This window comes from Rheinheimera tangshanensis (assembly GCF_014645135.1).
Taxonomy (GTDB): domain Bacteria; phylum Pseudomonadota; class Gammaproteobacteria; order Enterobacterales; family Alteromonadaceae; genus Pararheinheimera; species Pararheinheimera tangshanensis.
On the sequence record NZ_BMLH01000007.1, the window covers coordinates 25,293 to 49,162 of the forward strand.

Here is a 23,870-nt window from a genome sequence, read left to right on the forward strand (position 1 = left end):
CATAATGATAAGTTCTGATGACGAAAAACTACTGGGTATGTTACGGCGTAACGCCAGAGCCAGTATTTCTGATTTAGCCAGAGCCTTAAATGTCTCGCGTAGCACAGTACAAAACCGCCTGCATAAACTGGAACAAAGTGGTGTGGTCAAAGGTTATGTGCTGGAATACGGTAGCGCATTTTTAAGCCAGTTAGTCTCAGCCCATGTGGCTATTAAAGTACGACAAAAGTTGACGACAAAAACCAATGTAGAGTTAAAGCAAATCAGCCAGATCTCTGAGCTCTATGCCATCAGTGGTGAGTACGATCTGATAGCGGTAGTTCAGGCGCAAAGTACAGAGCAGTTGAGTCACATTTTGGATGAAATTGGTAATCTGGACGGGGTAGAGCGCACTAACTCTTCGGTCATTCTGGAGACTAAATTCAAAAGATAAGGCTGGAAAGAGCCATTTTCAGGTCTGACCAGCATTAAATGATCGTCATTTAACAACACTTTGACCTTTGTGAGGTTGCTGCATCAGTCAGACCTGCTATGATCGGCCGCAGTTGAGCCAACAGGCTAGTCTCGAGAGATCCCCATGAGTACAAAACAACCTCTTTATACCTCTTACGCAGGTCCAGCTTTATTAGAAACTCCTTTGTTAAATAAAGGCAGCGCTTTTACCAGAGAAGAGCGTATAGCCTTTAACCTGATTGGTTTATTGCCTCCACGTTACGAAACTATTGAACAGCAACTGGCCCGTGCTTATATGCAGTATTCCAGCTTCGCTGAACCAATCAACAAACATATTTATCTGCGTGCTATTCACGATAAAAACGAAACGTTGTTTTATCGTCTGGTGAAAGAGCATCTGGAAGAAATGATCCCGGTGATTTATACGCCAACAGTAGGGGATGCCTGTGAGCGCTTCTCGGCTATTTATCGCAGCGCCCGTGGTATTTTTGTCTCCTACAGCGAACGTGAGCATATGGATGACATACTGCGCAGCGTCACTAAGAAAAAAGTCAAAGTCATAGTAGTTACAGACGGCGAACGTGTACTGGGTTTAGGTGACCAGGGCGTTGGCGGTATGGGTATTTCCATCGGCAAGTTATCTTTGTATACAGCCTGTGGTGGTATCAGCCCAGCTTATACCTTACCAGTGATGTTGGATGTGGGTACCAATAACGAAAAACTGTTGAATGACCCTGTCTATATGGGATCTAAACATAAACGTATTACCGGCGAAGAGTACGATGCTTTTATCGACCAGTTTATGAAAGCGGTAAAACGCCGTTGGCCTGAAGCTTTGGTGCAATTTGAGGACTTCGCTCAGCCTAACGCTATGCCTATTTTAAAACGCTACCGTGAAGAATACTGTTGTTTTAACGATGATATTCAGGGCACAGCTGCCGTGACTGTAGGCTCTTTATTAGCCGCTTGTCGCAGTAAAGGTGTAAAACTGTCATCACAAAAAGTGGTCTTTGTTGGGGCTGGTTCAGCCGGTTGTGGTATTGCAGAACAAATTATCAGCCAAATGAAAACCGAAGGTTTGGATGACGCAACTGCCCGCAAACAAGTCTACATGGTTGACCGTTTTGGTTTATTAACCGAAGGCATGGCTGATTTACGTGATTTCCAAGAAGCTCTGATGCAGAAAAAATCAGATTTGGCAGACTGGGCATACAGTGGAGACTATGCTTCTTTATTGGATGTGATGAATTGCGCTAAACCGGATATCTTAATTGGTGTGTCTGGCCAACCAGGTTTGTTCACTGAACAAGTGATCACAGCGATGAAAAAACACTGCGAACTGCCAATTATTTTCCCGTTGAGCAATCCGTCTAAACAAGTGGAAGCAACGCCTGAACAAGTGATTAAGTGGACAGAGGGTAAAGTGATTATCGCGACCGGCAGTCCTTTTAAGCCTGTAACTTACAAAGGCCAGACCTACCATATTGCGCAGTGTAATAACTCGTACATTTTCCCAGGTATTGGTTTGGGCGTGGTTGCGGTGAAAGCCAGTCGCATTAGCGATGACATGTTACGTATTGCCAGCGAAACCTTGGCTGCGGCGTCGCCATTAGCCAACACAGGGCAGGGATCCTTACTGCCGGCTTTGTCTGAACTATCTGAGCTAAGTAAAAAAATCGCCTTCGAAGTGGCTAAAATTGCACAAAAGCAAGGCTTGGCGCTGGAGATCAGTGACGATGAATTACTACAAAAAATTGAACGCAATTTCTGGAAACCAGAATACCGCGAATACAAGCGTGTAAGTGGTCATTAAAGTCGGCCACTAAGTTTTCTGTGTTTTTCGTTCAAGTCAGCTAAATAAAAAGTTGGTTTAATCAATACTTTAGCAATTAAACCAACTTTTTTTGTTTTTCCCTCCAACTATTTCTTCAGCAGCTCCGACTTACTAATAACTGAACCATAGGAGCCTGTTATGAAATTCCAAAAATCTTTGACCTTCACTTTGTTATCCGCCGCTATTGCAATCACTGCTGGTTGTACAGCTCAGGCTGAAACTACTACTGTAGCTAACCCAGCCGCAGTGCCGGCACAAATAGCGTTTATTAAAAACTGCAAAGTTATACAACAGCGCGCTATGACTACAGATGAATTTGCAGCTTATCAACGCTTAGAAGCTGTTGAGCAACAAATGGAAGAGCTGCATTTACCTTTAAAAGCGTTTGAAGCAGAAATGGAGCAGCACAGCGAACGAATGGCTGAACTTTCGGATCTTGTGCATCAGGAAGATGAACACAGTATTCGTATTGATAAAGTCAAAATGGCTGAGCAGCATAAATTAGCCGAAGAAATTCAGGAAATCACAGAACGCCACAGACCACATTTCGCAGCTTTAGAGCAAAAAGGAGATGAAATCAGCGACATAGCCGATGATTTTACCGACTTGCTGGAGAAGTCTGCGCCAGCTGGTGGTTTTGATCATATCCAGGTGATGTCCGATTCAGGCAAAACAACTGAATGTTACGATGGCGGTATTAAACTGATTTCACGCAATTAATCTTCATCTTGATATGAAAACCATATACGTTGATGTGTATGGTTTTCCCGTTTTGCTTAGGCAAGTGTTCTAATTAACGAGTTTAACGCTACATTTTCAAGAAAATAAATTTTAGCCCAAGCAATTAATTAATTAATTTTTTATCCACCAAAACCTTCTTAGCCCTCGACGTTAACGAGTATTTAAAATTATTTTGCGAAACTTGGATTATATCGATATATTTGTGCCTAATTAATTCAGTAATTAATACGTCATTTTTAACGTCGCTAAATCCCAAAATTGATTTCAAATCGTCTCTAAGCATAACGGATTTGTTGGCAGCCATAGTGACCAAAAGTTGACCTATGATGGACTGAAGATCAGTATCAAACTCTGGAAAATGAATATTAGAACTTAGCGGCTTACTAGAGTCCGGTTTGCGTATCTCTGTTAGCTGTACTTTGAGTTCTTCTCTGGTGTTTTCATCATCGATTTCATTTATCTTTTGGTCTACCGCAGCACGTTCCAAGATAATTTCTTCTTTAATCCTAAATAGTTCTGAGCGCGCTTCCTCTAAGTTTCTTTTCTTGATGGTTGTTCGGTGATCTGCATCTATAGATAAGTTATCTCTAAGCTCTACAGCCTGATTTGTAGCATATCCTATAAGGAAATTTATCCAAGGATAAGCAATTGAATAGACAATAGAAATCAGAAATGGAAAGGCAAAAGCTGAGTAAAAATCTACAGATTCCTTGAAATAATTAATACGTAGTGGGACGCTCGCAGTATGAAAAAACAAGTAGAAAATTGGATCCCAATTTATAGCGATAAATGAAACAAGGAAATAGCCAAAAATTGGGCTTTTAATCCTATTAATAAATTGTTGAGCGAACTCTTCCAACTCAAAATCCTTTTTTAAAATCAATATAAATACAAGAGGTGGTTACTTCCATGATGTTTAGAACGTAAGCACATGTAAAATACGATGTTTTTAGGGAAATTGCAAAAGTACAAAACGTGCGATATGTGCAAAGGTTATCTGCGACAATAGAACAGAATTTACCAGCAAGGCGCTGTTTTTCTGGAATAAGGAAATGGGCGTACTAGGTAAACTCACACAAAATGCTTTATCAACACTAGCTGAGAACACTGGACAAAGACCAGATATCTGTTTGATAAATATGGAGATATCCCCTTTAACTCCAATGCACAAAGTATCACATAATGATTATTATGTTAAATTAATTATAGATGTCTATAAGGTTGAGTAAACAACTTCACTTCTCCCGCAATCCAGATATTCAAACAGCATTAAGAGCCTTACGTCGGTTTCAACTCATTTATCCGGCGTAAGGCTTACTTCTATAGATTAAGCCGACTTAATACCCACCTGCAGTATTTGGTCGTGGTCGTCTATTTGACGTACTGTCAGTACTAACTGATCCAGCTGCACCTGGTCGCCAACCACCACACGTCTGTGGAACTTTTCAGTGATATATTCGGACAGGCTTTGGCTTGGGTCCTGATCTGCAGCGAATTGAATACTGTAGAAGCCATCCAGCTCGTGTAAGGTGATTTCGCCGTTTAATACGAAGTCACCGAAGAAATCCAGTTTATCCAACGAGGTTTGCTCTGCGCTGGTGGACACTTTGTCACTGACAGCTTTCACATCTTTGGCTTTGCTTAATACCAGCAGCATGTCGTTCAGTTGAAAGCTTGGGCTTTGCTCGGCTTTGATCCATTCACCTTTACGCAGCACACCTAAGTAGCTGACATTCGGCGACATATTCAGTTGCTGCCAGTCGCTGTCGACAATAGGTGAACCTTTGCCGACTTTGAAGGACAAGACTTGCAGCAAATCATTACTGGCCACACTATCGAGTGGCATGGAATGATCCGGGCCTGGCTCTGGTGGTACTTCAAGCTTTAGCCAGCGCGCGACTGGTGCTATAGACCAGCCCTGGATAAGCAAGGATACAATCACCACGAAAAATGCGACGTTAAAGTACAAGTCTTTATTAGGTACACCAGCTAACCATGGGAACAAAGCCAGAATAATAGGCACTGCACCTCTTAGCCCTACCCAACTGATAAATACCTGATCTTTCTTTGGAAAATGAAATGGCACCAGACTTAAAAACACAGCTATAGGCCGGGCTATAAAAATCATCACCAAGGCCAAAATTAAAGCCGGAACTGCGTATTCCATCAGTTTGCTTGGCGTTACCAATAAACCCAGCATCAAAAACATAATGATTTGACTGAGCCAGGCTAAACCGTCGTGCATCCGCAATATTTGCTGAATTTGTGGTAAACGGGCATTACCAATTAAAAAGCCCATTAAATACACCGCCAGAAAGCCGCTGCCACCAAATTGGTTGGTCAAGCCGTAGATCAGAAGCGCATAAGAGACGGCCAGTAAAGGGAAAAAGGCGGCGCTTAAAGGCAGTTTTCTACACAACAAAACAAAGAGGCGCCCTGCTCCATAGCCTACTGCAGCACCGACCACAGCCTGTTGAAAGAATACAGTCGATAAGGACCAGTTTAATTCACTTTGGCCGGCTAAGACGCCAACCAGAGTGAAGGTCAACATCACCGCCATAGGGTCGTTACTACCCGACTCTATTTCCAATGTGGATGCCACCCGCTCTTTGATATTTAAGCCGGCGGACTGAAAGATAGAAAACACAGCTGCGGCGTCCGTTGAGCTTAATATAGCGCCCAACAGTAAGCCTTCTAGCAAGGTCAAATTAAACAAATAAGAGGCTGCGACACCTAAAATGCCGCAGGTCAGCACAACGCCCAATGTAGCCAATACAGCTGCTGGCGCCAATACCACACGAACCCTGTCCGGATGAGTGCGCATACCACCATCAAACAGGATAATCACCAGAGCTATAGAGCCAATCAGCAACGCTACATCAGGATTGCCAAACTTGATGCCCAGTAAACCGTCTTCACCGGCCAGCATGCCAATAACGAGGAAAATTAATAATAAAGGCGCACCTAAGCGCGCCGAGATCAGAGTAGCAACGATACTGGAGAAAAACAGAGCCCCTGCAACCAGGATTGTTAAATTCACTGCATCCAAATAAAAGCTCCTTTTTTCTTAATGCGCAGGGTAAATCTCCCGGTAGATTTGTTGTAAAGCGGATAACGGATCGGCAGCTTTGGTAATTGGGCGCCCTATCACCATATAGTCTACACCAGCCTTTAACGCATCAGCTGGAGTCATCACCCTTTTTTGATCATCAGCAGTAGCAAAAGATGGACGAATACCAGGTGTTACTAAACAGAATTCTTTACCAAATTGCTGTTTTAATTCAACAGCTTCTTGTGCAGAACAAACCACGCCATCCAAACCTGACTTATCCACCAGCCCAGCCAGTCTTAGTACCTGCTGCTGTGGAGTTAAATTAATACCCAGCTCCACTAAATCACTTTGCTCCATACTGGTCAATACAGTCACAGCAATCAGCAGTGGTTTTTCTTTGCCAAAGCTTTCTAGGGCTTCGCGGGCAGCAATCATCATACGGCTACCGCCGCAGGCATGGACGTTTACCATCCAGACACCTAAGTCGGCCGATGCTTTGACAGCTTTGGCGACTGTGTTTGGAATATCGTGAAACTTCAGATCTAAAAACACATCAAACTTGCGCTGCTGCAGCTCTTTGACAAAGTCCGGACCAAAGTGAGTAAACATCTCTTTACCGACTTTTAAACGGCACAACGACGGGTCAAGTTGGCTGACTAAATTTAATGCTGCGGATTTTTGCTCAAAGTCTAAGGCGACCACTATAGGACTGGTGTTATTCATCAGGTTCTCTTCTTTGTCAGATCAGCGACCGTCTATGCCGGTCATTGGCTCTACCGTTTCCCACTGCTGACAAGACGGACAGAGCCAATAAGGTTGCTTGGTTTTAAAGCCACAATTGCGGCAATGATACAGCACTTTGGTATCCAGATAAGCCTGTACCATCTGCTCTATTTCAGCCAAATGCGGCTCAGACGGGTTCTGTAACCGTCTGATTTGAATAAACTTTAAAAATAAGCGGATATTCGGCTGCTGCTTCAATTTATCTGTTAGTAAATTTTCAGCTTGTTGCAGATTCTCGCCTTGTGCATAAAATTGTGCCAGCTCTGCGATAGCACTGATGTTTTTATGTTTGCGGCTCAGTTCCGTCAGTAGTGTTTGCCACTCTGCCGGTTCTGGCTTTGTTTGTTGCACTAAAGGCAACAACTCAGCGGCCCATTGTGGCCGTTGCTGCAGTATGGCCAGCAATAGCTCACGGGCTTCGATAAATTCTTCTTCGGCAATCAGCTTTTTTGCCAGCTCGTACTTGGGCCGCAAAGACACCGGATACCGTTGGATTAGCTGCCGGTACGCGTCGCTTGGCACTGGCTCTTTACGCCAGGCTTCACAGCTAAAATTCGCCACACCAATACGCAAGGAACGAGAATCTGTTTGCTCTACTACAGCACGGAAATCCATGGCTTTTTGCCATTCGTGTGTGGCGGTAAATAAGCTAAATAGTTGTTTTAATACAGCTTCGCGAATGCTTTCAGCCTGCACCAAAGCGCTTAATAAAGGTTCTGCTCTATCGTATAAACCCGCACTAAAGTAATCTTTGGCCAGCTCAAACTGTATTTTTTGTGCCTGCTGTTTTGGCAGTTTGAGCTGATGCAATTTTTCATGGATACGAATGGCTTTATCCCAATCACCACGGCGACGGAACAGGTTGGCTAATGCCAGATAGGTATCAATAGTCGCGGCTTCGACATCAAGCAATTGCAGTAATTGCTCAATAGCTTTGTCTTCTTGATCAGTCAGCAGGAAATTTAAGCCAGAGGATAAGTTTTTAGTGACAGAAGCCCTGCCCTTAAGCTCTTTTTGTTTTTCGCTGTTTCGTCCCATAAACCAACCGTAAGCGGCGGCGACAGGAAGTAACAGAAATAACAGTTCCAGCATAGGGATCAGGTTTTATCTGAAGATTTAGCAAACCAACCTTTGGTTTTTGCCTTCAGGATAAAGGCCATAGACACACTCAGGCCAAGCAGAAAACCAGAGACTAAAAACAGAGCGGCGATATCCACCACTCTGAGTTCTGTTTTTGCAATAAGATAATCAAATTCAGCAACTTGCTGATTGAGGGAACCCAGAATAAGCCCGAAAATAATCAGGGCAATAATAAATACAACATAAAAAAATCTGGTCAAAACTCCGTCAACCCCGTTTTTTAGCTGAAAAGAGATCAGGTGTTCGTTTTCACCCGGTCACGTAATTCTTTACCCGGTTTGAAATGAGGCACGTATTTGCCGTCTAATTCCACTTTATCGCCGGTTTTTGGATTGCGACCTACACGAGGTGCGCGGTAATGCAGAGAAAAACTACCAAAACCACGAATTTCGATACGCTCGTTATTCGCCAGTGAAGTGGCCATTTGTTCCAGAATTTCTTTGACTGAAGATTCGATGTCTTTCACCTGGACATGAGAAAAATCAGTAGACAGTTTTTCGATCAATTCAGATTTGGTCATGGACCCTCCGCAGTATCAGTAGAATGAAGGACCAGAGCAAAGCTCCGGTCCTTCTATACAAGCATCAATTAGTCAGCTTTTTGAGCAGCTTTGAATGCTTCGGCCATAGCGTTACCACCAAAGTCAGCATCATCCTGCTTTTTGATAGTGTCCATAGCTTCTTTTTCTTCAGCTTCGAATTTCGCTTTGATTGACAGGCTGATTACGCGGTTTTTGCGGTCAACACCCATCAGGCGAGCTTCTACTTCTTCACCAACTTTTAATACTGTAGTAGCGTCTTCGATACGCTCACGAGCGATGTCAGATACGCGAACGTAACCTTCAACACCACCTTCCAGCATTACAGTAGCGCCTTTCGCGTCAACTGCAGTTACGTTGCCTTTAACGATAGCACCTTTTTTGTTATCAGCAAGGTAGCCGTTGAACGGGTCTTCGTCTAATTGCTTGATGCCTAAAGAGATACGCTCGCGCTCTGGGTCAACTTGTAACACAACTGCGTGGACTTCGTCGCCTTTCTTGAATTCACGCACAGCGTCTTCGCCAGTTGAATTCCAGCTGATGTCTGACAGGTGTACTAAACCGTCGATGCCACCGTCTAAACCGATGAAGATACCGAAGTCAGTGATTGACTTGATCTTACCAGATACGCGGTCACCCTTGTTGAAGCCCTTAGCGAACTCTTCCCATGGGTTGGCTTTACATTGTTTCAGACCTAAAGAAATACGACGACGTTCTTCGTCGATTTCCAGAACCATAACTTCCACTGAATCACCTAAGTTAACAACTTTAGATGGGTGGATGTTTTTGTTAGTCCAGTCCATTTCTGAAACGTGTACTAAACCTTCAACGCCTTCTTCGATTTCTACGAAGCAGCCGTAATCAGTCAGGTTAGTTACGCGACCAGTGATGCGAGCACCTTCTGGGTAACGTGAAGCGATAGCGGCCCATGGATCTTCACCCATTTGCTTCAGACCTAAAGAAACACGTTGTTTCTCACGGTCAAACTTCAGAACCTTAACTGGAATTTCGTCGCCAACATTGACGATTTCGCTTGGGTGTTTAACACGTTTCCAAGCCATGTCAGTGATGTGCAGTAAACCGTCAACGCCACCTAAATCTACGAATGCACCGTAGTCAGTCAGGTTCTTAACGATACCTTTAACTTCCATGCCTTCTTCTAAGTTTTGTAACAGTGTATCGCGCTCAGCACTGCTTTCAGATTCGATCACAGCACGACGTGATACAACCACGTTGTTGCGCTTCTGATCCAATTTGATTACTTTGAACTCAAGTTCTTTGTGTTCTAAGTGTAATGTGTCACGTACCGGACGCACGTCAACTAATGAACCAGGCAGGAATGCACGGATACCATCAACTTCGACAGTGAAACCGCCTTTAACTTTGCCAGTGATGATACCGATAACAGTAACTTTATCTTCACAAGCTTTTTCCAGGCGAACCCAGGATTCATGGCGTTTAGCTTTTTCACGGGATAATAAGGTTTCACCGAAACCGTCTTCTACCGCGTCCAGAGCTACGTCGATGATGTCACCAACGCTCACTTCAATCTCGCCAGCCAGGTTTTTGAATTGTTCAACCGGGATTGCTGCTTCAGATTTCAGACCGGCGTCAACCAGTACTACGTCTTTATGAATAGCAACGATGGTTCCTTTAACGATAGAACCAGGGCGAGTTTCGATAGTCTTGAGGCTTTCCTCAAACAGTAGTGCAAAATTTTCAGTCATATTCACTTTTTCAGTTTAAGTGCTCCACGCACAGTCCTGTGTCATGGGGTTGCTAAGTTAACTTGTCATCATCCTTGCGACAAGCTGTCCAACGTGAAGGTCTAGGCCTGGTTCAACTTTTTACAGACGTTGAGAACCTCGTCCAACACTTGTTCAATGGTTTTATTGGTCGAATCCAGCATGTATGCATCGCTTGCAGGCTTTAAAGGCGCTACCGCGCGATTCATATCCCGTTCGTCACGGGCCTGTATTTCGCTCAAAAGGTCGCCGATGTTAACATCATGGCCCTTTTCTTTCAACTCTAAATAACGCCGTCTGGCGCGCTCTGACGCGTCGGCCGTTAAAAAGATTTTAACTTCTGCCTGTGGAAACACCACAGTGCCCATATCACGGCCATCAGCCACTAAACCCGGCGCTTCTTTAAAGGCGCGTTGACGGCGTAACAAAGCTTCGCGTACCCGTGGTAAAGAGGCAATTTTAGAGGCCACTGACCCTACTTCTTCAGTACGGATGGTATGAGTGACATTTTCGCCTTCCAGCGTAATGCGGGTATTGCCTTGCTCGTCGCAGGTAAACTGTACATCAAGGTGAGCAGCCAATGGCTGTAAGGCTTCTTCGTCAGAAGGGGCAATCTGGTGATGGATAGCAGCTAACGCTAACACACGATAAATCGCTCCGCTATCCAGCAGATGCCAGCCCAGTTTTTGGGAAACTAAACGGCAAATCGTGCCTTTCCCTGAGCCACCTGGTCCATCAATGGTAATTACCGGCGCTTGTTGCATTCTGCCTCCAAAACAGTCGAACACACAAAAAGATGCGGCATTATACAGAAATAAATGACAAAAAGCGCGGTTTAATCAAAGGGATCGCGTAACCACTTAGGTTACGCGTGATTTTCTAAGCTAAAGTGCTGAGTGAGCTAAATACTTCAAAGTATTGAGGAAATGTTTTGCGGGTACAATCCGGGTCTTCAATAGTTACTGCAGTGTTACTTAATGCAACCAAAGAGAAACACATGGCCATACGGTGATCGTTATAGGTGGCTATACTGGCATGTTTCAGTGTCGTTGGTGGCGTGATTAAAATGTAATCTTCACCTTCTTCCACTTCAGCTCCTACTTTACGCAGTTCTGTCGCCATAGCATTCAGACGGTCGGTTTCCTTGACGCGCCAGTTGTAGACATTGCGGATAGCCGTTGGGCCTTGTGCAAATAAAGCTGTAGTCGCAATGGTCATGGCTGCATCAGGAATAGCGTTGTAATCACGGTCTATGCCTTTTAATTGGTTACGAGTAACCGAAATGTAGTCATAACCCCAGTCTACTGTCGCTCCCATGGCTTCTAAAGCGTCGGCAAAGTGAATATCACCCTGCACTGCATTTTTGCCAATGCCTGTGACTTTAATGGTGCCGCCTTTGATAGCCGCAGCAGCGAGGAAATAAGAGGCAGAAGATGCGTCTCCCTCCACCAGAAAATCACCTGGTGACTGATACTGCTGATTGCCTTTGACAACAAAGCTTTGATAGTTGTTGTTATCGACCACTACGCCAAAACGCGCCATCAAGGCCAACGTAATATCAATATAAGGTTTAGACACCAATTCGCCGCTAATGACAATTTCGCTGTCACCGGATAATAAAGGTGCAGCCATCAGCACAGCAGTTAAAAACTGACTGGAGACTGAGCCATCAATACTGATTTTACCGCCAGCCAGAGCTTTACCGCGAATACGAAGCGGCGGATAGTCTTTGTGCTGCAGGTACTCAATATCGGCGTTCCACTGTAGCAAGGCATCCACCAGATGACCAATAGGACGTTCGTACATCCGAGGTTCACCTGTTAAGGTTACATCGACATTGGATACAGCTAAAGCGGCAGTTAAGGGCCGCATTGCTGTGCCAGCATTGCCTAAAAACAGCTCAAGAGGTTCTTTGTGTTGAAATACGCCCGCCACACCTTTGATTTCGCACACTGTTTTATCAGCAGATAACGAAAACTGTACGCCAAGCGCTGTTAAGGCATTGAGCATATGGCTGACATCGTCGCTATCGAGCAAATTGGTAATACGAGTTGTGCCTTTGGCTAAAGCGGCCAGCAACAAAGCACGATTGGAGATACTTTTTGAACCAGGTAAATGCACCACGCCTTCCACTTTAGCGATAGGTTCTAAGGTTAAAGTTTTCATCAGCCGTGTACCCGCTCAAATTCTTTCATAAAGGTGACTAACGTTTGTACGCCTTCTAATGGCATCGCATTGTAGATACTGGCGCGCATACCGCCGACCATACGATGGCCTTTTAATGCCAACAAACCATTGGCTTCGGCTTCGTTGACAAACAAGTCGTTCAGAGTTTCGTCAGCCAATAAAAACGGCACGTTCATTGATGAACGGAACTGTGGCGCCACGTCATTGCGATAAAAATCGCTTTGGTCGATATAACCATACAAGGTTTGTGCTTTGAGGGCATTACGCTGTTGCATCGCCTCAACACCTCCCTGACGTTTCAGCCACTGGAACACCAGTCCTGCCAGATACCAGGCATAAGTAGGCGGTGTATTAAACATACTGTCGTTGTCAGCAGCCAAACGATAATCCAGAACGCTCGGAATGCTACTGCCTTTGGCGGGTAACAAGTCTTCACGCACTATGGCAAGGGTTAAACCTGAAGGCCCAATATTCTTCTGGGCACCGGCGTAAATCACACCGTACCGGCTGACATCAATCTGACGCGATAAGATGGTGGATGACAGATCGGCCACTAAAGGCGCTTTGGTGCTGGGTAAGTCGATAAACTCCATGCCATCCACAGTTTCGTTCGGGCAAAAATGCACAAAGCTGGCGTTGTCATTGAGCTGCCAATCTGAAGCTGGCACTAAAGTACGAAGACCATCTTGCTTAAACTGAATAGTCTGAGCTTTTAACGCGGTGAATTTTTCAGCTTCTTCAACCGCAGCCTTAGACCAGGCGCCTGAGACTATATAATCTGCACTGACACCGGTTTTGGCTAAATTAAGTGGCACAGCGGAAAACTGACCCCGGCCGCCACCGTGCATAAACAGCACTTTGTAGTTTGCCGGTATGCTCAGTAAATCGCGCAGGTCCTGCTCTGCCTGAGCCGCAACCTGCATAAAATCTTTGCCTCTGTGACTCATCTCCATAATGGAGCAGCCGCGACCATGCCAGTTGATCAACTCTTCCTGTGCCTGTTGCATTACTTCCACCGGCAACATAGCCGGGCCAGCACAAAAGTTATAGGTGGTCATCTCTTGCTCCTGTTACAACGCATTATCGAATGAAAAATAAATTAGAAAACTGATTTTGGTCATCTTTGGATGATCTTGATTGTTGTGGCCTTGGGTTGTTTATTGAAAAGGTCGACGTCTGGACGGCTCTTTCTAAACAGTCGCTACTTTAGCGCACTTTGCAAAAGACAGAAATAAAAAAGGGGCCAGATCACATTATTTTTTAAGTAATGTGATCTGGCCCCTTCTTAACAGTCTTACTCTTCTTCGCCGTCCGCTACAGTATCCTCAGTCGGATTTTGTGCGGCTAATGCTGCAGCTTCCGCTTCTGCGGCTGCTACTTCTTCCTGATCCTGAATTTCGTCGATGCGTTGTACACCTACTACTTTTTCACCTTCGATGGTGCGGATCAAAATAACACCAGCAGTGTTACGGCCTACTTGTGAAACTTCGCTGACGCGGGTCCGGACCAGTGTGCCTTTGTCAGAAATCAGCATGATTTCATCCAGCGCATTCACTTGGACTGCACCTACCACCAGACCATTACGTTCGGAGACTTTAATCGAGACCACACCTTGAGTCGCACGGCTCTTCTCTGGGTATTCCTGCAATGCGGTACGTTTACCGTAGCCGTTTTCAGTCACCGTCAGAATAGCGCCTTCGCTCTTCGGAACAATCAAGGACACCACAGAGCCGTTTTCGCGTAATTTAATACCACGAACACCTGTAGCTCCACGACCCATTGGACGGACCTGATCTTCTTTAAAGCGCACTACTTTACCGTCGTCCGAGAACAACATGATCTGGCTGTTGCCGTCTGTGATATCGACACCAATCAGCTGATCGCCTTCGTTCAGGTTCACAGCGATAATACCGTTGCTACGTGGACGAGAGTATTCAGTCAGTGAGGTTTTCTTCACAGTACCGTTAGCTGTCGCCATAAACACATACTTGCCTTCTTCGTATTCACGAACCGGCAGAATAGCGGTGATACGCTCGTTTTCTTCCAGTGGCAGTAAGTTCACTATCGGCTTACCACGCGCCTGACGGGAGGCCAGCGGTAATTGATACACCTTCATCCAGTACAGACGACCACGGTTAGAGAAACACAGAATCGTATCGTGGGTGCTTGCGATCAGCAACTGGTCAACAAAGTCTTCATCTTTGACTGTAGTTGCCGCTTTACCACGACCACCACGACGCTGAGCTTCATAGTCAGACAGAGCCTGGTACTTGGCGTAGCCTAAATGCGATAAAGTCACGACGACGTCTTCTTCGGTGATCAAGTCTTCCATGTTGATATCCATCGCGTTATCCTGAATTTCGGTACGACGGGCATCACCATATTGGGCTTTGGCAGCTTCTAACTCTTCACAGATCACTTCCATTAAACGCTCCGGGCTCCCCAGAATGTGTAACAGTTCAGCAATCAGCACTAATAACTCTTTGTACTCGTCCAGAATCTTTTCATGTTCCAGACCCGTCAGTTTGTGTAAACGTAAATCAAGGATGGCCTGAGCTTGTTGTTCAGTCAGGAAATACTCGCCATTACGGATACCAAAATGTTCTTCCAGCCACTCAGGACGGGCGGCGTTTTCACCGGCACGCTCTAACATGGCGCTAACATCACCTAACTGCCAGCCACGCGCAACTAAACCTTGTTTTGCATCGGCCGGGCTTGATGAGTTTTTGATTAAATCAATAATTTCATCAATGTTGGCAAGAGCGATGGCCAAACCTTCTAAGATATGAGCGCGGTCACGGGCTTTACGTAAATCATAGACTGTTCTGCGTGTCACCACTTCACGGCGGTGCAACACAAAACATTGCAGCATATGTTTTAAGCCCATCAACTTCGGCTGGCCCTGATCCAGAGCTACCATGTTGATACCAAACACAGTTTGCATCTGAGTTTGGGTATACAAGTGGTTGATTAAAACGTCTGACGATTCGCCGCGTTTGACTTCAATGACAATACGCATACCGTCTTTATCAGACTCGTCGCGTAATGCTGAAATACCTTCGATGCGTTTTTCTTTGACCAGCTCGGCGATTTTTTCAATCAAACGGGCTTTGTTGACCTGATAAGGAATTTCATCGACAACAATAGTCTCACGACCGGTTTTTTCGTCGGTTTCGATATGAGTTCTGGCGCGGATATACACCTTGCCCCGACCAGTACGGTAAGCTTCTTCAATGCCACGACGGCCATTGATAATAGCGGCAGTCGGGAAATCTGGTCCTGGCATCAGTTCCATTAACTCAGGAATGCTGATATCCGGATTAGCAATCAAGGCCAGACAGGCATCAATCACTTCATTTAAATTGTGGGGCGGAATATTGGTCGCCATACCTACTGCAATACCAGAAGAGCCGTTGACCAGCAGGTTTGGGATCTTCGTTGGTAATACAGCCGGGATCATCTCGGTGCCGTCATAGTTAGGCACATAATCGACTGTTTCTTTGTCCAGATCGGCTAACAGCTCACCGGCAATGCGCGACATACGCACTTCGGTATAACGCATTGCTGCTGCAGAGTCGCCGTCGACTGAACCGAAGTTACCCTGACCGTCGACCAGCATGTAGCGTAAGGAGAAAGGCTGGGCCATACGAACTATGGTATCGTACACAGCGCTGTCGCCGTGCGGATGGTATTTACCTATCACGTCACCGACAACACGGGCAGATTTTTTGTAGGCTTTGTTCCAGTCGTTGCCTAACTCTTTCATCGCAAACAACACGCGACGGTGAACTGGCTTTAAACCGTCCCTTACGTCCGGTAAGGCACGTCCCACAATAACGCTCATTGCATAATCGAGATAAGAATTCTTTAATTCTTCTTCGATATTAATGGGAACAATTTCTTTGGCCAAATTTGTCATAAAAAGCTTTTTTCCCTTAAATCAACAAGATACCCGCGTTTTTTACTGTAATGGGTCGCGGGACAAAGGCGGATTCTACCACAGAAAAAATACCTTGCCAGTTCTGTTGTGCTTTGTACAGCATTGCTCAAACAGATCAAGGCCTTATAATAGCCAAAATTTTAAATGGATATGCTTATGAACCCTGCTTCCAATGTTGATCCGGCCGAAATTGCCAAGTTTAATGAAATCGCGTCCCGCTGGTGGGATCCAACTGGCGAATTCAAACCATTACACCAATTAAACCCTTGTCGTCTGGCCTTTATCAGCGATCAGGTGCAAGGCTTATTTGGTAAAAAAGCCGTCGATGTTGGCTGCGGTGGCGGTATTCTGGCTGAGGCGATGGCGAAAGCTGGTGCAGAAGTTACAGGCATTGATATGGCCGATGAAGCTTTAACAGTGGCTAAATTACATGCATTGGAGTCTAAGGTCTCAGTTCAGTATCAACAAAGCACAGCGGAAGATTTTGCTGCTGCCAATCAAGGCAGCTTCGATTTAGTGACCTGTATGGAAATGCTGGAGCATGTGCCAGAGCCAGCTTTTGTAGTGAAGGCTTGTGCTGATTTAGCCAAACCAGGCGCGACACTGGTGTTTTCGACCTTAAATAAAACCTGGAAAGCTTATCTGATGGCCATAGTTGGCGCTGAGCAAGTCCTCAAACTAGTGCCTAAAGGTACGCACGAATTTGAGAAATTTATCCGCCCTTCTGATCTGATGCGTTTTATTGATGATGCAGGTTTACAGCTAGTCGATGCCACAGGCCTCCACTATAACCCTATTAATCAGTCTTTCCGCACTGGCCCTGGGCTGGATGTGAATTATTTTGTGGTAGCGAAAAAGCCGGTATGAATAAGATACTAACCAAGCCTGCTGCTGTTTTATTTGATTTAGACGGCACTCTAGTGGATACCGCAGAGGATTTAGGTGCAGCACTGAATTTTGTGCTGCGACAGCATGGTATGGCTGAAAAAAGCTATGAAGAATATCGCCCTATGGCCTCTCATGGTGCTAAAGGTTTGCTCCAACTTGGTTTTGGTGAAGCGATAAAAGAGATTGATTTTGGCAAAGCACGCCAAAGCCTGCTGGATTATTACCACGAGCACAGCGGTGTGCACAGTTGCTTGTTTCCAGGCGCTGAAGAGTTATTCGCGGCACTTCAGGCACGCAACATCCCTTGGGCCATAGTAACCAATAAACCTTATAAGCTGGCGGCCAAAGTACAACGTCAGTTACCCGCTTTACTTAAAAGCCGTTTGTTAGTAGGCGGCGACAGTCTGGCACAACGTAAACCCGACCCGACTCCTTTATGGATGACTGCTCACTCTATGCAGGTTCCTGCAAACCAGTGTTGGTATATAGGAGATGCAGAACGAGATATAGAAGCAGGACGTCGGGCAGGCATGCAAACCGTGATGTGCGATTTTGGCTATATTGGGCCAGATGATAAAACTGAACTCTGGGGCGCAGATTTACATATATCCCACTTCACAGACCTGATCCAATACCTCGATTAAGTTCAGTTTTTTCATATTTTGTTCAATTAAAAATCACCTCTTTGCAGGTGATTTTTTTTAGTGACTTAAATTTTAGCCGAACAGACAAAATAGATTTTTTACTGAAAAACTATTGCTTCCCTGCAGAGGTTTTTAAACGCCTATTTCGCACGTTAGCGGACACTAACATGCTGTTTTTTTCGCCCGCTGGCAGGGGTTGCAATTGCTATTGATCCACTCTATCTTGTGATCCGTTCTTCTTTCACCCCTAGATGTTGTGTCGCTCTGTTGAGTTCGACCTAATGAAGCCAAAGGCGGGTGAATTCGCTGCACAGCAGAAATTCTGTGCACACAATAATAACAATTGAGATGGAATTTTCGGCGGAAAAATATGACTCAAACATTATACGTAACCAAAAGAGATGGTCAGCGCGAACCATTAGACTTAGACAAAATCCACCGTGTGATAGATTGGGCTGCTGAGGGGTTACAAAACGTATCAGTGTCTCAGGTTGAGTTACGTTCGCACATTCAGTTTTACGACGGCATCAAGACCGCCGACATCCATGAAACCATCATCAAAGCCGCTGCCGATTTAATCTCAAAAGAGACGCCGGATTATCAATATATGGCTGCTCGCTTGGCTGTATTTCATTTACGTAAAAAAGCCTATGGTCAGTTCGAGCCACCAAAGCTGTATGATCATGTGGTCAAAATGGTGGAAGAAAAGCGTTATGACGCTCATATTCTGGCTGACTACAGTAAAGAAGAATTAGAGCAGTTAGATAGTTTCATCGTCCACAGCCGCGATTTAGATTTCAGTTACGCTGCGGTTAAACAGTTAGAAGGTAAATACCTGGTACAAAACCGGGTGACAGGTCAGATTTACGAAAGCGCCCAGTTCCTTTACATATTGGTTGCAGCCTGTTTATTTGCGAATTATCCAAAAGATAGCCGCTTGAGCTACGTGCGTCGTTTTTACGATGCTGTATCTATGTTTAAGATTTCGTTACCTACACCTATTATGTCCGGTGTACGTACCCCAACCCGTCAGTTCAGCTCTTGTGTGTTGATTGAGTGTGGTGACAGCTTAGATTCTATTAATGCGACCAGCAGCGCGATCGTGAAATATGTCAGTCAACGTGCCGGTATCGGTATTAATGCAGGCCGTATTCGTGCTTTGGGTAGTCCTATCCGTAACGGTGAAGCTTTCCATACAGGGTGTATTCCTTTTTACAAGCACTTCCAGACTGCAGTAAAAAGCTGCTCTCAAGGTGGTGTTCGTGGTGGCGCAGCAACATTGTTTTATCCGCTGTGGCATTTAGAAGTGGAATCCTTACTGGTGCTGAAAAACAACAGGGGTGTGGAAGAAAACCGTGTACGTCACTTAGATTACGGTGTGCAGTTTAACCGCCTGATGTACACACGCCTGATTAAAGATGAAATGATCACCTTGTTCAGTCCTTCTGACGTACCAGGCTTGTATGACGCATTCTTTGAAGATCAGGAAAAGTTTGAAGCGCTCTATGTTCAATACGAAGCAGATGCTTCTATCCGTAAAAAGCGTATTAAAGCGGTTGAGCTGTTTACCCTCTTTATGCAGGAACGTGCCAGCACAGGTCGTATCTATTTACAGAACGTTGATCATTGCAATACACATAGCCCGTTTAATCCGAAGTTTGCTGCAGTGCGTCAGAGTAACTTGTGTTTAGAAATTGCGCTGCCAACTAAGCCATTGAATGACATCAACGATCCAAACGGTGAAATAGCTCTTTGTACACTGTCGGCCTTTAACTTAGGTGCTATTGAACATTTAGATGAGCTGGAAGAATTAGCTGAACTGGCAGTACGTGCTTTAGATAGCTTACTGGATTATCAGGACTACCCTATTCTTGCTGCTTACCATGCCAGTATGAACCGCCGTACTTTGGGTATAGGCGTGATTAACTATGCGTATTACCTGGCGAAAAATGGCGTCAAGTACTCCGATGGTTCTGCCAATGGCTTAACACACCGTACTTTTGAAGCTATTCAATATTACCTGATGAAAGCCTCGAACAAGCTGGCTCAGGAATTTGGTCCTTGCCCTAAATTTAACGAAACCACCTATTCAGAAGGCATTATGCCTATTGATACCTATAAAAAGGATCTGGATAAAGTTTGTGCTGAACCATTGCATTATGACTGGGACCAGCTGCGTAAAGATGTGGTTGAGCACGGTTTACGTAACTCCACTTTATCTGCCCTGATGCCATCTGAGACCTCTTCGCAAATTTCAAATGCGACTAATGGTATTGAACCACCACGTGGTCACATCAGTATAAAGGCGAGTAAAGACGGCATTTTAAAGCAGGTTGTGCCTGAGTATGAGCGCCTGAAAAACCAGTATGAGTTGTTATGGGATATGCCTAACAACGACGGTTATATCAGCTTAGTGGCTATTATGCAGAAGTTTGTTGATCAGACGATTTCTGCCAATACCAACTACGATCCAGGCAAGTTCGAAGGCGGCAAAGTGCCAATGAAGATCTTGTTAAAAGACTTACTGACGGCTTATAAGCTGGGTGTTAAAACCATGTACTACCACAACACCCGTGATGGCGCTTCTGATATACAAGAAGACATCAAAGCGACGCCGGAAGACGATGGTTGTGCCGGTGGCGCCTGTAAAATTTAAGTCAGGGGCTGCATTGCAGCCCTCTTTTTGTATGCATAACAAACAATAAACTGGATGTTGCTGATGAGTTACACCACCTTTAGCCGTACGAACAATGATCAAATGAAAGAGCCGATGTTTTTCGGCAACCCGGTGAACGTGTCCCGCTATGATCAACAAAAATACGGTATCTTTGAAAAACTGATTGAAAAACAATTGAGCTTTTTCTGGCGCCCTGAAGAAGTAGATGTCAGTAAAGATCGTATCGATTTTCAGCAGCTGCCCGAACATGAAAAGCATATTTTTATCAGTAACTTAAAGTATCAAACTTTACTTGATTCAGTGCAAGGCCGCTCCCCGAACGTAGCTTTGCTACCTATCGTCTCTTTGCCAGAGCTGGAAACCTGGATTGAAACCTGGGCCTTTAGTGAGACCATCCATAGCCGTAGCTACACTCATATTGTGCGTAACATTACCAATGAACCGCACAAAGTATTTGACGATATATTGCTCAATGAACGCATCATTGAGCGCGCTGATGATGTTACGCGTTACTATGACGACTTAATTCATTCAGTGAACCTCTATCACTTATGTGGTGAAGGCACTCATGTGGTCGATGGTCAAACCCACACTATCAGCTTACGCGATCTGAAACGTAAGCTTTATGTCTGTATTTTGTCAGTCAACGTGCTCGAAGCTATTCGTTTCTATGTCAGCTTTGCCTGTAGTTTTGCCTTTGCTGAGCGTGAGCTGATGGAAGGCAATGCAAAAATTATCAAACTGATCGCCCGCGATGAAGCTCTGCATTTAACAGGCACTCAGCATATGTTGAATATTATGGCCGCAGGTGAAGACGACCCGGAAATGGCGGAGATAGCGAAAGAGTGCGAAGACGAAGCCTACGCCATATTCCGCAAAGCAGCTGAGCAAGAAAAAGACTGGGCTGAGTTCTTGTTTAAAGATGGTTCGATGATTGGTTTAAATAAAGATATTTTGTGCCAGTACGTTGAATACATTACCAATAACAGAATGCAGGCTGTGGGCTTAAAACCAATTTTTGGCACAACACAAAATCCTATTCCATGGATCAATGCCTGGTTGGTGTCTGATAATGTGCAGGTAGCTCCGCAGGAATCTGAAATCAGCTCTTATTTAGTCGGTCAAATCGACAACGAAATGGATGGCGCTGACTTCGGCGATTTTGATCTCTAAGCTGCGACTACTGATATGGTAAAAGTAGTGGTGAAGGATGTGCTCAGTCTTGAGTTTGAGCCTGAGCAACGCACCCTGCTTGATGCATTGGAGGCGAAACAACAGCAAGTGAACTATCAATGTCGTGAAGGGTATTGTGGCGCTTGTCGTTGTAAGTTGTTGTCTGGTTCTGTTAGTTATCTGAATGAACCCTTGGCTTTTGTCCGCAAAGGCGAAATTTTACCCTGCTGCAGTATTCCCATCACAGATATAGAAATAGAATTGCCCTGAGTATCGCAAGGATACTACAGGGCAATTTCTTAGAGGCCAGGTGTTACATTAAGACTTCTTGATGCCTTCCACGCTCAGATCCAGATGCACAGTGGCAGATGCTGGGCCAAGAATGTTTTTAATAGCGAAATCTTCTAAGTTAATGCTGGTTGTGCCAGCAAAACCAGCGCGGTAGCCACCCCATGGATCAGCACCTTCACCCAGCTTAGTGGCGTTAATCACGATTTCTTTCGTCACACCGTTTAAGGTGAAGTTACCTACTACATCAAAATCAGCACCTGCTTTTGGTACTATCTTTGTACTAACAAAAGTAGCTTTGCTGTTTTTGTCTACGTTGAGGAAATCCGGGCTGCGTAAGTGCTTGTCGCGCTCAGCATGGTTAGAATCGATACTTTTAGTATCGATCTCCAGCTGGATTTTAGAGTCTGCTAACTTGGCAGCGTCATAGCTGAAGTTACCTTTAAAGGTATTAAAGCGGCCATATAACCAGCTGTAGCCTAAGTGGCTGATCTTAAATTGAACAAAAGCGTGCGCGCCTTGGGTGTCAATCTCGTATTCAGCAGCTTGTAACGCCGGCGCTGCTAACATAGATGCCATCAAACTGGCTACTAATAACTTCTTCATTCCAATCTCCTTTTAAATTAAGGTTTAAGCATGCGTTTTAACGTATTGTCTTTATCGAAAAAGTGATGTTTCAATGCAGCGAAGGCATGTAATACCACCAGCGTAATCAGGCCATAAGCCGCAAATTTATGTACCAAACCTGCTTTATCTGCTTGTTCAGCAAACAACTCACCTGCCGAAGGTAAATCAAACAGCCCAAATACCTCTATTGGCCGGCCATCCGCAGTAGAAATCAGGTAACCACTGCAAATAATCAAAAATATAAGTGCGTACAATGTCAGGTGTGTGAAATGACTCGCTCTTTGTACGGCTTTACTGTGACTGGCTAAAGGTGTGGCAGTTCCATTTAACACACGCCACAACACTCTGTAGCCCATCATCAATAGCAATAACACTCCGACACTCTTATGCCAAAAAGGTGCAGTTTTATACCAGCTACTGTAGTAGCTTAAATCCACCATCCAAAAGCCTGATGCAAAAAGTCCGATCACCACCACAGCGACCAGCCAGTGCAGCACTATACTGGTCCAACTGTATCCGCTATTTTCTGTTGCCATAGGTTCTCCTCTTAATAGAAACAGCTTATCTTTCCAGAAGATAGTTTAAAATAACAAAAATAAGCACATTTTGTTCTATTTAATAGAAGGTTAGTCCATTTAACTGCGAACTTCAGACATAAAAAAAGAGCCATGAAGGCTAATGCCGATCAGATAAGCATTTTTCAGATCGGTTGACCGATCCAGTGGTTGATGTATAAAGGCCTGCAACAGAGATGTCGCAGGCCTTTTTCTATGCAGTTAGTCACCGCTTTAACCCTTGCCAATCGTCACGCTCCACACGTTGTTGGCTCCGGCACTTTAGCTCAATTGCTTCCCCCTGAATTCCTTGGACAATGTCTTGAACAAGCCGGAGTCACGACTATTCGTCGGCGGCGTTTACCGCTCAAGTCTTTAGTCATGCTACTGATTGGCATGGCGCTTTATCGCAAAATGGATGTCTGGTCGATAGCCAACACCATGCAGCTGGCCCTGCCAGGAAAGCGAGTATTAACGGCTCCCAGCGCTGTCCATCAGGGACGTCAACGCTTGGGTGATGAGGCTATTCAGCAGGTCTTTTTACAGACTCAACAGCTATGGCATCAAGCTGCAGAGCACCCACGTTGGTGCGGTTTACAGTTGCTT

Annotated in this window: 22 protein-coding genes; 9 read left to right on the forward strand and 13 right to left on the reverse strand. The window is 45.0% G+C overall.

The genetic code is table 11. The features are described 5' to 3' along the window. Positions 1-4: 4 nt before the first annotated feature. The 3 genes from IEW88_RS13135 to IEW88_RS13145 all read left to right on the forward strand — a co-directional run bounded on the left by IEW88_RS13135 (position 5) and on the right by IEW88_RS13145 (position 3,007). On the forward strand, positions 5-433 hold the full coding sequence (locus IEW88_RS13135) for an Lrp/AsnC family transcriptional regulator (RefSeq protein ID WP_147905467.1): 429 nt from the start codon (positions 5-7) through the stop codon (positions 431-433). A 144-nt stretch (positions 434-577) separates the two neighbouring features. Beyond that, the gene (locus IEW88_RS13140; protein ID WP_053425877.1) at positions 578-2,266 is read left to right on the forward strand and encodes an NAD-dependent malic enzyme; all 1,689 of its coding nucleotides are present in this window, start codon (positions 578-580) and stop codon (positions 2,264-2,266) included. 159 nt (positions 2,267-2,425) lie between these two features. Further along, the gene (locus IEW88_RS13145) at positions 2,426-3,007 is read left to right on the forward strand and encodes a hypothetical protein (protein ID WP_147905466.1); all 582 of its coding nucleotides are present in this window, start codon (positions 2,426-2,428) and stop codon (positions 3,005-3,007) included. 124 nt (positions 3,008-3,131) lie between these two features. On the opposite strand, the gene IEW88_RS13150 is transcribed toward IEW88_RS13145, so the two are convergent. The 11 genes from IEW88_RS13150 to gyrA all read right to left on the reverse strand — a co-directional run bounded on the left by IEW88_RS13150 (position 3,132) and on the right by gyrA (position 16,392). Continuing rightward, positions 3,132-3,887 carry a hypothetical protein gene (locus IEW88_RS13150; RefSeq protein WP_147905465.1) on the reverse strand — a complete coding sequence of 252 codons (756 nt, stop codon included), beginning with the start codon at positions 3,885-3,887 and terminating at the stop codon, positions 3,132-3,134. Between the two features lie 468 nt (positions 3,888-4,355). Further along, positions 4,356-6,068 carry a potassium/proton antiporter gene (locus IEW88_RS13155; RefSeq protein ID WP_229670501.1) on the reverse strand — a complete coding sequence of 571 codons (1,713 nt, stop codon included), beginning with the start codon at positions 6,066-6,068 and terminating at the stop codon, positions 4,356-4,358. A gap of 27 nt (positions 6,069-6,095) precedes the next feature. Further along, on the reverse strand, positions 6,096-6,803 hold the full coding sequence (gene pyrF, locus IEW88_RS13160) for an orotidine-5'-phosphate decarboxylase (protein ID WP_147905463.1): 708 nt from the start codon (positions 6,801-6,803) through the stop codon (positions 6,096-6,098). A 21-nt stretch (positions 6,804-6,824) separates the two neighbouring features. Then, on the reverse strand, positions 6,825-7,955 hold the full coding sequence (locus IEW88_RS13165; RefSeq protein WP_147905462.1) for a tetratricopeptide repeat protein: 1,131 nt from the start codon (positions 7,953-7,955) through the stop codon (positions 6,825-6,827). Between the two features lie 5 nt (positions 7,956-7,960). Further along, on the reverse strand, positions 7,961-8,203 hold the full coding sequence (locus IEW88_RS13170) for a LapA family protein (RefSeq protein WP_147905461.1): 243 nt from the start codon (positions 8,201-8,203) through the stop codon (positions 7,961-7,963). 35 nt (positions 8,204-8,238) lie between these two features. Then, entirely contained in the window at positions 8,239-8,523 is a 285-nt protein-coding gene (ihfB, locus tag IEW88_RS13175) for an integration host factor subunit beta (protein WP_008899011.1), read from the reverse strand. Positions 8,524-8,591: 68 nt separating this feature from the next. Further along, positions 8,592-10,268 carry a 30S ribosomal protein S1 gene (gene rpsA, locus IEW88_RS13180; RefSeq protein WP_147905460.1) on the reverse strand — a complete coding sequence of 559 codons (1,677 nt, stop codon included), beginning with the start codon at positions 10,266-10,268 and terminating at the stop codon, positions 8,592-8,594. 101 nt (positions 10,269-10,369) lie between these two features. After that, entirely contained in the window at positions 10,370-11,050 is a 681-nt protein-coding gene (gene cmk, locus IEW88_RS13185) for a (d)CMP kinase (protein WP_147905459.1), read from the reverse strand. Between the two features lie 115 nt (positions 11,051-11,165). Continuing rightward, entirely contained in the window at positions 11,166-12,452 is a 1,287-nt protein-coding gene (aroA, locus tag IEW88_RS13190; RefSeq protein ID WP_147905458.1) for a 3-phosphoshikimate 1-carboxyvinyltransferase, read from the reverse strand. After that, positions 12,452-13,531, reverse strand: coding sequence for a 3-phosphoserine/phosphohydroxythreonine transaminase (serC, locus tag IEW88_RS13195; protein WP_147905457.1), 1,080 nt, complete (start codon positions 13,529-13,531; stop codon positions 12,452-12,454). Before serC ends, aroA begins: the two co-directional genes overlap by 1 nt. Positions 13,532-13,767: 236 nt before the next feature. Further along, entirely contained in the window at positions 13,768-16,392 is a 2,625-nt protein-coding gene (gene gyrA, locus IEW88_RS13200) for a DNA topoisomerase (ATP-hydrolyzing) subunit A (protein WP_147905456.1), read from the reverse strand. Between the two features lie 177 nt (positions 16,393-16,569). Between gyrA and ubiG the strand changes: the two genes are divergently transcribed. The 5 genes from ubiG to yfaE all read left to right on the forward strand — a co-directional run bounded on the left by ubiG (position 16,570) and on the right by yfaE (position 22,065). Beyond that, positions 16,570-17,280, forward strand: coding sequence for a bifunctional 2-polyprenyl-6-hydroxyphenol methylase/3-demethylubiquinol 3-O-methyltransferase UbiG (ubiG, locus tag IEW88_RS13205; protein WP_147905455.1), 711 nt, complete (start codon positions 16,570-16,572; stop codon positions 17,278-17,280). Next, complete coding sequence (locus tag IEW88_RS13210) at positions 17,277-17,945, forward strand: HAD-IA family hydrolase (protein ID WP_147905454.1); 669 nt, start codon at positions 17,277-17,279, stop codon at positions 17,943-17,945. Before ubiG ends, IEW88_RS13210 begins: the two co-directional genes overlap by 4 nt. 370 nt (positions 17,946-18,315) lie before the next feature. Then, a complete protein-coding gene (nrdA, locus tag IEW88_RS13215; protein ID WP_147905453.1) occupies positions 18,316-20,601 on the forward strand; it encodes a class 1a ribonucleoside-diphosphate reductase subunit alpha in 2,286 nt (761 codons plus the stop codon). Positions 20,602-20,664: 63 nt separating this feature from the next. Then, positions 20,665-21,795 (forward strand): class Ia ribonucleoside-diphosphate reductase subunit beta, encoded by a 1,131-nt coding sequence (gene nrdB, locus IEW88_RS13220; protein WP_053425905.1) that lies wholly within the window; start codon positions 20,665-20,667, stop codon positions 21,793-21,795. A gap of 15 nt (positions 21,796-21,810) precedes the next feature. Then, on the forward strand, positions 21,811-22,065 hold the full coding sequence (gene yfaE / locus IEW88_RS13225) for a class I ribonucleotide reductase maintenance protein YfaE (RefSeq protein ID WP_053425898.1): 255 nt from the start codon (positions 21,811-21,813) through the stop codon (positions 22,063-22,065). A gap of 48 nt (positions 22,066-22,113) precedes the next feature. Here yfaE and IEW88_RS13230 read toward each other — a convergent pair whose 3' ends face one another. Together IEW88_RS13230 and IEW88_RS13235 are read right to left on the reverse strand one after the other, a co-directional pair. Then, positions 22,114-22,689: a YceI family protein gene (locus IEW88_RS13230; protein WP_147905452.1), complete on the reverse strand. Its 576-nt coding sequence runs from the start codon at positions 22,687-22,689 to the stop codon at positions 22,114-22,116. A gap of 17 nt (positions 22,690-22,706) precedes the next feature. Next, positions 22,707-23,246 (reverse strand): cytochrome b, encoded by a 540-nt coding sequence (locus tag IEW88_RS13235; protein ID WP_147905451.1) that lies wholly within the window; start codon positions 23,244-23,246, stop codon positions 22,707-22,709. A 234-nt stretch (positions 23,247-23,480) separates the two neighbouring features. Between IEW88_RS13235 and IEW88_RS13240 the strand changes: the two genes are divergently transcribed. Next, positions 23,481-23,870: transposase domain-containing protein (locus IEW88_RS13240; RefSeq protein WP_188713510.1), on the forward strand; the 390-nt coding region annotated here is incomplete at its 3' end.